Below are 11,862 nucleotides of genomic sequence, written 5' to 3'. Positions count from 1 at the left end.
CTCGATGCAACCAGCTAACAACGTCATGGTGCTCTACACCGGTGGCACCATTGGCATGCAGGCCAGCGCCAATGGCCTGGCTCCCGCATCCGGTTTTGAAGCACGCATGCGCGAACAGCTCACCGACCAGCCTGTGCCTGCGTGGCGCTTCCAGGAAATGGCGCCGCTGATCGACAGCGCCAACATGACCCCTGCGTACTGGCAGCGTTTGCACACAGCAGTGATCGACGCCGTGGACCAAGGCTGCGATGCCGTGCTGATCCTGCACGGCACCGATACCCTGGCCTACAGCGCAGCGGCCATGAGCTTCCAACTGCTGGGTCTGCCGGCACCGGTGGTGTTCACCGGCTCCATGCTGCCAGCCGGCGTGCCGGACAGTGATGCCTGGGAAAACGTCAGCGGTGCGCTGCAAGCCTTGGGCAACGGCTTGGCACCAGGTGTGCACCTGTACTTCCACGGCGCACTGATGGACCCGACGCGCTGCGCGAAGATCCGCAGCTTCGGGCGCCATCCCTTCGCCGCCTTGCAACGCCAGTGCGGTGTGCCGCGCGCCACGGCCTTGCCTGCTGCGTTGGACTATCGCCAAGCCAAGGGCCTCGCCACGGTCGGCGTACTGCCTCTGGTTCCGGGTATCGACGCGGCGGTGCTGGACGCAGTGATCGGCAGCGGCATTCAGGCGCTGATCCTGGAGTGCTTCGGCAGCGGCACCGGGCCAAGCGATAACCCTGGGTTCCTCGCCAGCCTCCAGCGTGCGCAGGACCATGGAGTGGTGGTGGTTGCGGTCACTCAATGCCATGAAGGCGGCGTGGAACTGGATGTCTACGAAGCCGGCAGCCGTTTGCGCGGCGTGGGCGTGCTGTCCGGTGGCGGGATGACCCGCGAAACTGCGTTCGGCAAGCTCAATGCGTTGATCGGTGCAGGGCTGAGCCAAGATGAAGTTCGCCGCCTGGTGGAAACCAACCTGTGCGGCGAGTTGGGCTGAACGCTATATAAGCACCGCCCTCCTGTCGACGAGCTTTCTAGCATGGCAACACCCGATTCCTCTCGGGTCGTTGCCATTTTTTTGCCCGCCAGGAATGCCCATGACCTCACTCACGCCCAGGCCTAAACCCGCTGTTCGCACCAACCTTACGCAGGTCTTGCTCACCCAAATGTCCAGCGGCCCCATATTTCGCGAAGTGGCCGCCACGTTGTTGCGCGAGCAATTGCGGGAACGCTATCCCCACTTGGACATCGATCCCAACATCGCTATGGTCGGCACCCCCGCCAGGGAAATCGTCGAAGACCAAGTGGTCACCCGCCCGCCCCACTATCAGGCGCTTACCGATATCCTCGCGATACAGGCGGTGCTGGCAGTGCCGACCCGGTATATCGAGGGCGAGCAGTTCCTCACGCAACAGCCGATCATGGAACCTGCGGTGCACCTGCCGGTGAGCATTCTCGACATCGCTGGCCTCCTCAACACCCTGGCGCCGCTGATGCTGCGCGCTTACCAGCAGTACCAAGTGGACTACTGGAACTGCGTCGACGGCGACCGAGGCCCGCGCTTGCATATGATGTCGAGCGTGTTGCGCGACTACTGGAATGTGCACTATATCGGTGGCTGGACGGCCGAGGACTGCCGGATGGCGCGCCAGCTCTACCTGGCCCCCGACCCGCTCGACCGGCGCGCCAACGATCCTTACACTACCCGGGCTTACCTGATCGACATTGATCAGGTCGAAGCCGATGGCCGCGTGCGCCACCTCAACGAACACTTGGTCAGCGTGCTGATCGGCAAGCAGGACGGGCGCGAGGTGATCCTGATCCACTCGCTGCTGCAGGGGTACAAGAAATACAGCACCCTTGAGCAACTGGGCGATGACCTGCCGTTACTGATCGACACCAATACCAAGCACACGCAGATTCAGTGGCGATTGCTGGAGCTGGACGGTGATTTCTTCGACCAGTTGGCCTGCGTCATGATCAACATTCAGATAGAAGCCATCGGCACTCTCTATTCTTCCGACCTGCACAACACTGACGGCCCTACCGTGGCGGCCATGCCGCCGTCTGCCCAGGGCGACGGCGTCGATATGCAATGGTACCGTCACGCCTTGCCCGGCTGGCTAAACAGCGCCAACACCCAGGACCTGAACGCCTATTCCCGGCATTTGAAAGACCTGGCGGCACTGCACAGCGCTAATCAGAGCCAGTCCTACCAGGATGGGATCGCGCCCATCCGGCAGTTTACCCAGGACCGGTTGCGCGCCGAAATGCTCAAGGACCATCCTGACGCCCCCCTGCAGACGCTCGACGGCCTTGAGATCGAGATTCAGAGCCCGGTGCTCTGGGGCACGTTTGCCATACCGGGGAAAATCGACACCACGCGGTTCGACCTGGCGGAGCTGGCCTTGCAAAACCTGATTGCTTTGCCCCTGGGCATCAAATCCTTGCGGCAGAAAACCACCCAGGTATTGCCCGAATGGCTGACCATCAACTATCTGGAATCACTGATTAGGCGCGTCGATGTCGGCACTGCCTATCCGGCACTGATCAAGCAAAAACTGCTGGACGACCCCAAGGAATCCGCACGCCGCCAGCAGCTGTATACCGAGCACCTGCGCATTCAACTGCCGCTTCTGGCGCTGCAATGCAAGATTCGTAATGAAGCGGGGATTGATGAGCGCGGCTACCGTTACGTGGCGATGGCATTGCAGGCCGAGGCTGCCGATCGCCAGGTGGACGGTAAGCCCATCGTCATTCGCCCACTGGCCTTTGTGCCCACGCGGCGACTGGACGCCACGCCAGATGCCGTCGACAACATGTTTGTCATCGGCCCGCAGGACATGGCGACGGGACCCTGCCTGCTGTATCGGCCTTTGCTCGACCAACCGCTGACCCAGTACCCCTCGCCCGCCAACTTGCTGTATGCCCTCCAGCAATCCGACAGCCTGCGCGATTCGGTATTGGCCTGGCTGCCCGATAACGCGCGCAGTGACTATGAACGTTACGTGTTCCCCAGCCCTTTGCCGTCACCTTGGGTGGTGGTGGACTTCCTGGTGGACCCGGTCAAGTTGATCACCCTGAGCGGGCCTCTGAGCCTGAGCACAAACGTCATGGGCGGCGACGTGATGGAGGGTCTGTTCAAGGCCAATGCCGACGCACTGGTCAAATTGGCGGACCGTCAATCGGTGTCCAATGCCGAAGCTCGCTGGGCCACGTTCAAGCGCGCCGGCTGGATCATTTTCAACACGGCGTTGCCGTTTCTCGGCCGTACCGTGGGCGCCGCCGCCTGGATCTGGCAAATCATGGATGACCTGCAACAACTGGTCGACGCCCAACGCCATTCGGATCAGCAGTCATCCCAGGTAACGCTTACCGACCTGTTGCTCAACCTCGGCATAGCCCTCGCGTTACACAGTGCGGCCCGCAGCGCACCGCGTCGCCAGGCCGCCAGCACGGCCACAAGCCAGCAGAAAGCACCCGCCCCACGTCCCACCCCCGACATTAAATTTGTGATCAAAAAAATCGCAGACATCCGCAGCGACACATTGCCGTCAAACCACGGGCAACCGTTGCACAGCGTTGGCGTGGCCAACCGCACACCGGCCAGCCTGGGCGCGGTGCTGGAGCGCTTCAAGGTGGATAAACCAACCACGCTCGGCAAAGCCATCAACGCCGAGGGCGCCCACCAACACCTATACTGGAGCGGGCAGCACTACTACGCGCCAGTGGGCGAGCGGTGGTTTCAGGTGCAGGTGGACGAGAACGACGCGGTGTTGATCGTCGATGCGAACCAACCTGATCGCACCGGCCCGCCGCTGATCCACAACCGTCAGGGCCAGTGGTTCATCGACACGCGCCTGCGACTGCGTGGGGCCGGGCCCAAGGTTCTTATTAAAAAGAGCAGAGCGCTGGCGCAAAAGCGCGCGCAAGAATTGCGCACACAGTTGAGTGACTTCGAAAGTGGCAAAAAGGACGCCCAGCAACAATTGCAGCACGCACGAGAAGCGGCGCAGGCCGGCCCTTCCACATCGGCCCAGTCCCGCAGGCAAAGTTACCAGCAAACCCTGAGCGAGCAATGCACCGATTATGAAAACGCCCTGCAAAAGCTCAAGGAATTGAGCGTCCAAGAACCAACCCCGGATTACTCGCAAAAAGCCCTGGGCTACCTCAAGGCCCAGACCGAGATGACTCAGGCCAGCATCCAGCAAACCCTGATCGAATTCACCCCGAGGCTGCGCACGGCGCTGGAGCAAATCGAAAGCCAGGTCCAAACCTCGCAGGAACGTCCAATTGAAGAATCTCGTCGCCTGAAGACCTTGAACACCGAGATGATCGAACACCTGACTTACATGCAAACCCGCTTCGATGAACTGCATAAGCTTGCCAAGGATGGCGCGCGCCTGATCCTTAACACCCAAGGCGCATTGCCGTCCTATAGCATCGATGACCTCAAGACGCTGCAGGTCGAGGTGACGCGCAACCTGTGCATGCCCGAAAACACCGTCGCCAGCCAACCCAAGGCCTGGGCCGGGATTGATGGGATCATCGACAAGGCGACAATTGCTATCCAGTGCCTGCGCGATACGCTGCTCGAACGCAGCGATTCGCGCATGGACGAACGCATCGACACCTTGAGCAGCCTGGTCGAGCAGTTCGATTTGCTTGACGAGCGCCTGCAGGATTTCCCCTCGGAATACTCCGCGCAAGCGATCGACGCGCAACTTACGGAATTGCGTGACCAACTGAATGAGTTCAAGCAGCGTGCCGTGGGCCACCTGGGCCTGCTCAGCGCAGAGCGGGATATCCTCAGAAGTCGCCCGACACCGCCGGCCACGCCGCCCAGTAAGCAACGCAAATTCATCAAAACCCGCTACCACGGCCAACTGCTTGGCGAGCTCCGATTGGAAGATGTCGCGCAGGAGACTTGGCTGGTGGATATCCGCTCGCCGCTGACCCAACAGGTAGTCGCTACGTTCCATGAGAAACCCAAGGGGGTTTGGGTGGAGCGGGTAAAAACGCCACCGCCGAGTACCCTGCCGGTGGATGTGCAAGCCCGCATCAATGAAGGTCAGGCGCTGCTGGACGAACTTCCGACCTTCCTTGAGCGTGCTTCCGCCCGTGCACAACAGACGGATCGAACACCTTTCGGTATCGAGCAGTTGTACCACCAGCAAGCCAGAAAGCTGGAGCAGGCCGGCGCCGCCATCGATCACGCGCTAACCCAAAGCAACGCCGCCGATACGCCGGCGGGTAGCCCCGTCAACAAAGCGTTGAGCCTGGCTATCACCGACCTGTATCAACGCAGCAACGAGCAGGTCACCAATGCGCTCAAACAACATCCGCCCACGCCATCCGGTGTGGAATGGCTGAAGAGCCGCAACGCGATCACCATCAGGAAAACCATCAACCGGCGCCGCCTGAAAGGCGTTCGGCCCGACTACCTGGATGAATACACCATCAGCCTGCGCCAAACCCATGAGGTGCTCTGGTATGCGCACTTTCACTACAGCACCTCCTGGACCGTGCCCAGGTCTTACCTCTCGGGTCGCCTGAAAACTGTCGCAGAGGCTCGTCTGGGGCCGGCGGCCGATACGCCTAAAGGTTTGAATGACGCGCAAAAGATCGCCTTTTTCCGCAGCGAACTCAGCAAGGAACAGGCCAGACAACTGTTTTTCGATTAACCCGATCCCGCCTCCGGCGAATAGGCGGCATGCAACTTGCTGCGCAGCAATACCCACTTTGCGCAGATTCCCCATGCTGCACTCGCACCTGACCACACTGAACGCCGTCTCCCTGGTTCTGGCCACCTTCAAGGGCCAGGGCCCGGCTGCTGAAGTATTGCTGGCTGGCAGCGGCATCAGCGCCGCCGACCTGAGCCATGCCGACACGCGCATTACCACGTGCCAGGAGATGCGCGTATGCGCCAATGCCGTGGCCCTTTGTCGGGACATCGGCCTGGACCTGGGCCGACGCATGCATGTGTCGTCCTACGGCATGCTCGGCTATGCCCTCCTCACCAGTGCCACCTTAGGTGACGCTTTGCGCCTGGCCCTGCGTTACCCGGCGCTGTTGGGAACACTGTACGAACTGAGCCTGGAGGACGACGGTCAACGCGTCTGGTTCTGCGCCCGCGACTATCGCGAAGACACGGCGCTGGCCACCTTCAATGCCGAGCTGTGCCTGGTCTCGCTGAAAGTCATCTGCGATGACCTGCTGGGCCAGCCTTTGCCTATGCTGGGCGCACGCTTCGAACACCTGGCGCCGGACTATCAGGCGCGCTACAGCGAATCGTTCAACTGCCCGCTGCACTTTGAAGCCACGGACAACGCCTTTGCGTTCGACCGCCAATGGCTCGATCACCCATTGCCGCTGGCCGACACCATCACCCATCAGGCCATGGCCGAACGCTGCCGCAAACAGAACATCGAGTTTACCGGGCGTCAGGCTTGGCTGGGCCGCGTGCGCCAGTTGCTCAGTGCACAACTGGGCGCCGCGCCGGGCCTGGAACGGCTGGCCGAACAGCTCAACTGCTCACCGCGCACCTTGCGCCGGCACCTGCAAGCGCTGGGGTGCAGCTATCAGGAATTGCTCGACGAACTGCGCTTCGAGCGCGCCAAGCAGTGGTTGGCGCAAGATGAAATGCCGATCTACCAAATCGCCGAACAACTGGGCTTCAGCGAGACTGCGAGCTTTCGCCACGCATTCGTGCGCTGGAGCGGAGTGGCGCCGAGTCAGTTTCGTGCGTGAGTAGCCAACCCCTTGTGTAGGAGCGAGTTTGCTCGCGAAGCACTCACCGGCACCGCATTTATCCAGGATGCACGCGTTATCGTTGACGCTTTTCGCGAGCAAGCTTGCTCCTACGTTATTAGATGAAGCAGACGCACACGAAAATGGCAGGCCGCGCCAACATGGGGCGAATTGCGGACACACAGGCTGGCCCTATTTATCCCCTTTTGGCCGCTCCTACCGTTCTCATGCACGCCGCCCGGCGCAAGACTGCATGCACCGAAACAGCCTGCGGAGAACAAAAAAATGCTGACGATCTACTCAGACGATCATCACCTGCATCACGGCCGGTGCGAATTGATGGACGGGCAACTGATGCCCTGCTTCGAAATGCCGTCGCGTGCCGACCATGTACTGCAACGGGTCAAGGACCGCGAACTCGGCCCGGTGCAGGCGCCGCAGGATTTCGGCCTGGCGCCGCTGCAACGTATCCACAGTCGCGACTACCTGGCGTTTTTCAAAGGTGCCTGGGCGCGCTGGACTGAATTCGCCACCGACGGCGACCTGCTGCCGTATACCTGGCCGGCCCGTACGTTGCGCCGGGTATTGCCCACCAGCCTGCACGGCCAACTGGGTTACTACAGCTTCGACGGCGGCGCGCCGATCACCGCCGGCACCTGGCAAGCGGCGTACAGTGCGGCGCAGGTGGCGCTGACCGCGCAACAGGCAATCCAGCAAGGCGCGCACAGTGCCTTCGCGCTGTGCCGCCCGCCGGGGCATCACGCCGCCAGCGATTTGATGGGCGGTTATTGCTACCTCAACAATGCCGCCATCGCGGCCCAGGCATTTCTCGACCAGGGCCACAAGAAGGTCGCAATCATTGACGTGGACTACCATCACGGCAACGGCACCCAGTCGATTTTCTATGAGCGCAACGATGTGCTGTTCACCTCTATCCACGGGCACCCGGAAGCGGAATTTCCGTTCTTCCTCGGCTATGCCGACGAGCTGGGCGAAGGCGCGGGAGAAGGTTTCAACTTCAACTATCCGCTGCCTGCCGGTTCGGGTTGGGATCAATGGAGCGCGGCGCTGGACGAGGCCTGTAAGGAAACCGAACGCTATGACGCCGACATCATCGTGGTGTCTCTGGGCGTAGATACGTTCAAGGACGATCCGATCTCCCAGTTCAAACTCGACAGCCCAGACTATTTGGCCATGGGCCGACGCCTGGCTCGCCTTGGCAAACCCACGCTGTTCGTCATGGAAGGCGGCTACGCGGTGGAAGAAATCGGCATCAACGCCGTCAACGTGCTCGAAGGTTTCGAACAAGGAGCTACCCGATGAAGCTGCTCACTCCCCTAGCCTTATGCGCCACGCTCTTGAGCGGCGCGGCCCAGGCCGAAGAAAAAACCCTCAAGGTCTACAACTGGTTCGACTACATCACCCCCAAGGCGCTTGAGGACTTCAAGGCGCAGAACCCGACCATCAAACTGGTCTACGACATCTTCGACACCAACGAAGCCCTGGAGGCCAAGCTGCTCACCGGCAACTCCGGCTATGACGTGGTAGTGCCGTCCAACGTGTTCCTGGCCAAGCAAATCGAAGCCGGGGTGTTCCAGCCCCTCGACCGCAGCCAGTTACCCAACTGGAACCACCTCGATCCCAAGCTGATGAAGCTGATCGAAGCCAACGACCCCGGCAACAAATTCGCCGTGCCCTACATGTACGGCACCATCCTGATCGGCTTCAACCCCGACAAGGTCAAGGCCGCACTGGGGCCGAACGCACCGGTAGACAGTTGGGACCTGATCTTCAAGGAAGAAAATATCAGCAAGCTCAAGCAATGCGGCGTGGCCTTTCTCGATTCGCCCTCGGAGATCCTGCCACTGGCCTTGCAGCACCTGGGCCTGGACCCCAACAGCAGCAACCCCAAGGACTACGCCAAGGCTGAAGCGCTGCTGATGAAGATCCGCCCCTACATCACCTACTTCCACTCCTCCAAGTACATGGCCGATATCGCCAACGGCGACATCTGCGTGGCCGTGGGTTACTCGGGCAGCTTCTCCCAGGCCGCCAACCGCGCCAAGGAAGCCAAGAATGGTGTGACGGTGGACATGCGCCTGCCCAAAGAAGGCGCGCCGATCTGGTTCGACATGCTCGCCATCCCTAAGGGCGCGCAAAACCCTCAGGACGCCTACACCTTTATCAACTACCTGCTGCAACCACAGGTGATCGCGCCGGTCAGCGATTTCGTCGGTTACCCCAACCCCAACAAGGACGCGACCGAGTTGGTCGACCCGGCGATTCGCAACAACGCAAACCTATACCCCACCGAGGCGGCGATGGCCACGCTGTACACCTTGAAACCCTTGGGGCGTGATGCGGAACGTGCGCGGACACGGGCCTGGACCAAAATCAAATCGGGCACCTGATCAGCATTGCCAGGCCTGGCGCAATCGCGCCAGCGCCGAGGCCATGTCGGCTTCGGGCACCGCGGCGAACCCCAATACCAGGCCTGCGCGCTGATCCACCGGCGTGATTGATTGCGCCAGCCAATAAGCGCTCAAGCCGTTGATCTCGACATCCGCCGCGTGGGCCTGCGCGAGCAGTTGCTGTTCGCGGGCCAGGCTGTCGACACGCACCGTCACATGCAGCCCCGCCGCAACGCTGGGCAGTTCTCCCATACCCGGCAAACCGCTGGGCCAACCCGACAACAACACATTGCGGCGGCTCAACGCGGCCCGGCGCATGCGGCGAATGTGCCGCTGGAAATGCCCGGTCGCCATGAATTCAGCCATCACCGCCTGGGTGCTGACCTCGGAGTGGCGCATGTCCACGGCGCGGCGCCGGGCGAAGGCGTCTACCAACGCCGGTGGCAATACCAGGTAACCGAGGCGCAACGCCGGAAAGGCCACTTTGCCAAAGGTGCCGACGTAGAGCACCCGCCCGTTGCGGTCCAAGGCGGCGAGCGGCGAGAGCGGCGCGCCACTGTAGCGGTACTCTCCGTCGTAATCGTCTTCGATGATCCAGCCATCCGTGCGTTCGGCCCAGGCCAGCAATTCCAGACGCCGTGCCAGGCTCATTACCACGCCCAACGGATACTGATGTGAAGGCGTGACATAGGCCACACGGCAATCCTGCAGGCGGTTGAGCACCTGACAATCCATGCCCTCGCCGTCCACTGGCACACCGTGCAGCTGCCCGCCTGCCAGGGCGAACGCATGCCCTGCGGCGCGGTAGCCGGGGTTTTCCACCGCCACGCCATCGCCGGGCTCCACCAGCAGCTGTGCACAAAGGCTGATTGCCTGCTGCGCGCCACTGGTGATCACAATTTGTTCAGCTGAGCACTGCATGCCCCGCGAGCTGCGCAGGTACGCGGCAATCAGGCCACGCAAGCGGTCGTCCCCCGCCGGGTCGCCATAACAGAGTTGTGCCAAGTCGGGCTTGCGCCAGAAAGCCCCATTCAGCTTGGCCCATACCTCAAATGGAAACAGATCGAATGCCGGAACACCGACCCGAAACGCCCTTGGTGGCCCGGGAGGTGGAACCGGTAAATGGTGAGTTTGCACACGCCCAAAAGCAGGCCTGTGGATAACTTCACGGGCTGAGCTAACCGGCAAATCCAACCAATTTGTGGATAAGGCTGGGGATAAGCTTGTTGAAAACCCTGTGGATACTTTTGTGGATAGTTTTTTTGCCGTAGGCAATTGAGCGACGTAAGTGCCATCGCCTACTCGGCTTTCAATAAACCCTTCCGCGTACAGTTGATCGTAAGCGCGCACCACGCTGTTCCGCGAGATCGACAGTGCAGCCGCCAAGTCACGACTGGCGGGTAGACGCGTGCCGCTGACCAGTCGCCCGTCCAGCACGCGTTGACGCAGCGCTTCATACAGCTGGCGCGTCAGCCCTTGACGGCGATCCAGCTCGATACCGGCAGGGTTGAACGACAACGGCGGCGCAATGGGCGGCATATTGGACCTATGAAATTAGCGCTAGATGGCTCTTACAACGAACCATTAGCCTGCCTAGGATGCAGGCATTCGCCAAGGAAAATTTCTATGTATACGCCCCGTGCCTTTGCCCTCGAAGACTTGCCCGAATTGCAGCAATTGATCCAGCACACCCGCTTGGCGCAGTTGGTGACCGTAGGCGAGCACGGCCTGCAAGCCAGCCACTTGCCGCTGCTGCTCAACCCCGATGAAGGCCCTGATGGCACACTTTACGGGCACCTGGCTAAGGCCAACCCGCAGTGGAAGGACCTGCAAAACGGAAGTGAAGCTCTGGTGATCTTCGCCGGCGCCGAGGCGTATATCAGCCCGTCGTTTTACCCGGCCAAGGCCGAGCACGGCAAAGTCGTGCCCACTTGGAATTACATCGCCGTGCATGCCTACGGCAAGGCCGAGGTGTTTACCGATGCCGAGCGTTTGCTTGCGGTGGTCAGTGCATTGACCGATCGCCATGAAGGCAGCCGCGCCCAGCCGTGGAAAGTCAGCGACGCCCCGGCCGACTACATTGAAGGCATGCTCAAAGCCATTGTCGGCTTTGCGTTGCCGATCGAGCGCCTGATCGGCAAACGCAAACTCAGCCAGAACCGCAGCGCTGCCGACATCGCCGGCGTTCGCGAGGGGCTGGCCGCCAGCGTCGACGTACGCGACCAGACCCTCGCAGGCTTTATCCCCCAAGGAGTCCCAGAATGAGTCAGATCGACATCCGCCAGGTCACCGCCGCCGACCATGGCGCCTGGCTGCCGCTGTGGCAGGCGTACCTGAAGTTCTACAACACCGAACTGCCGGGCGCCGTCAGCCAAAGCACCTGGGAGCGCCTGATCGACGCCAACGAGCCGACCCATTCCGCACTGGCCTGGCAAGACGGCAAGGCGGTGGGCATGGTCAACTTCATCTACCACCGCTCCAATTGGAGCATCGAAAACGCCTGCTACCTGCAAGACCTGCTCGTAGAGCCCTCTCTACGGGGCACCGGCGTGGGCCGCAAGCTGATTGAGTTCGTCTACGCCACCGCCAAGGCTGACGGCTGCTGTAAGGTTCACTGGCTCACCCACGAGACCAACGCCACCGCGATCCAGTTGTACGAACGCATCGCCGAACGCCCTGGTTTCATCCAATTTCGCAAAGGTCTTTAAGGAGCGCA

The 11,862-nt window shown here is 61.2% G+C and carries 8 protein-coding genes; 7 read left to right on the top strand and 1 reads right to left on the bottom strand.

The genetic code is table 11. The features are described 5' to 3' along the window. Positions 1 to 4 precede the first annotated feature (4 nt). From AACY52_RS13560 to AACY52_RS13540, 5 genes are all read left to right on the top strand, one after another. Entirely contained in the window at positions 5 to 982 is a 978-nt protein-coding gene (locus tag AACY52_RS13560) for an asparaginase (protein ID WP_339436625.1), read from the top strand. A gap of 100 nt (positions 983 to 1,082) precedes the next feature. Continuing rightward, the gene (locus AACY52_RS13555) at positions 1,083 to 5,669 is read left to right on the top strand and encodes a hypothetical protein (RefSeq protein ID WP_339418648.1); all 4,587 of its coding nucleotides are present in this window, start codon (positions 1,083 to 1,085) and stop codon (positions 5,667 to 5,669) included. Positions 5,670 to 5,742: 73 nt separating this feature from the next. Further along, positions 5,743 to 6,735 (top strand): AraC family transcriptional regulator, encoded by a 993-nt coding sequence (locus AACY52_RS13550; RefSeq protein ID WP_339427703.1) that lies wholly within the window; start codon positions 5,743 to 5,745, stop codon positions 6,733 to 6,735. Between the two features lie 285 nt (positions 6,736 to 7,020). Beyond that, complete coding sequence (locus tag AACY52_RS13545) at positions 7,021 to 8,058, top strand: histone deacetylase family protein (RefSeq protein ID WP_339418646.1); 1,038 nt, start codon at positions 7,021 to 7,023, stop codon at positions 8,056 to 8,058. Continuing rightward, on the top strand, positions 8,055 to 9,146 hold the full coding sequence (locus AACY52_RS13540; protein WP_339427705.1) for a polyamine ABC transporter substrate-binding protein: 1,092 nt from the start codon (positions 8,055 to 8,057) through the stop codon (positions 9,144 to 9,146). Before AACY52_RS13545 ends, AACY52_RS13540 begins: the two co-directional genes overlap by 4 nt. Here the strand turns inward: AACY52_RS13540 and AACY52_RS13535 are convergent, their stop codons facing one another. Then, on the bottom strand, positions 9,147 to 10,685 hold the full coding sequence (locus AACY52_RS13535) for a PLP-dependent aminotransferase family protein (protein WP_339560551.1): 1,539 nt from the start codon (positions 10,683 to 10,685) through the stop codon (positions 9,147 to 9,149). Positions 10,686 to 10,772: 87 nt separating this feature from the next. Between AACY52_RS13535 and AACY52_RS13530 the strand changes: the two genes are divergently transcribed. Continuing rightward, positions 10,773 to 11,411 carry an FMN-binding negative transcriptional regulator gene (locus tag AACY52_RS13530; protein WP_339418643.1) on the top strand — a complete coding sequence of 213 codons (639 nt, stop codon included), beginning with the start codon at positions 10,773 to 10,775 and terminating at the stop codon, positions 11,409 to 11,411. After that, on the top strand, positions 11,408 to 11,854 hold the full coding sequence (locus AACY52_RS13525; protein ID WP_339418642.1) for a GNAT family N-acetyltransferase: 447 nt from the start codon (positions 11,408 to 11,410) through the stop codon (positions 11,852 to 11,854). Before AACY52_RS13530 ends, AACY52_RS13525 begins: the two co-directional genes overlap by 4 nt. Positions 11,855 to 11,862: the final 8 nt, after the last annotated feature.

The sequence above is a fragment of the Pseudomonas sp. EA_65y_Pfl1_P113 genome (assembly GCF_963970525.1).
Taxonomy (GTDB): Bacteria; Pseudomonadota; Gammaproteobacteria; order Pseudomonadales; family Pseudomonadaceae; genus Aquipseudomonas; species Aquipseudomonas tritici.
Note: the sequence above shows the minus strand (reverse complement) of the source record. Positions and strands in the feature narration are given on the sequence as shown.

Bases quoted from the DNA above. Each gene is read 5' to 3' on its own strand.
- AACY52_RS13560 (WP_339436625.1), top strand. From the start codon at position 5: ATGCAACCAGCTAACAACGTCATGGTGCTCTACACCGGTGGCACCATT.
- AACY52_RS13545 (WP_339418646.1), top strand. From the start codon at position 7,021: ATGCTGACGATCTACTCAGACGATCATCACCTGCATCACGGCCGGTGC.
- AACY52_RS13540 (WP_339427705.1), top strand. From the start codon at position 8,055: ATGAAGCTGCTCACTCCCCTAGCCTTATGCGCCACGCTCTTGAGCGGC.
- AACY52_RS13550 (WP_339427703.1), top strand. From the start codon at position 5,743: ATGCTGCACTCGCACCTGACCACACTGAACGCCGTCTCCCTGGTTCTG.
- AACY52_RS13525 (WP_339418642.1), top strand. From the start codon at position 11,408: ATGAGTCAGATCGACATCCGCCAGGTCACCGCCGCCGACCATGGCGCC.
- AACY52_RS13530 (WP_339418643.1), top strand. From the start codon at position 10,773: ATGTATACGCCCCGTGCCTTTGCCCTCGAAGACTTGCCCGAATTGCAG.
- AACY52_RS13555 (WP_339418648.1), top strand. From the start codon at position 1,083: ATGACCTCACTCACGCCCAGGCCTAAACCCGCTGTTCGCACCAACCTT.
- AACY52_RS13535 (WP_339560551.1), bottom strand. From the start codon at position 10,685: ATGCCGCCCATTGCGCCGCCGTTGTCGTTCAACCCTGCCGGTATCGAG.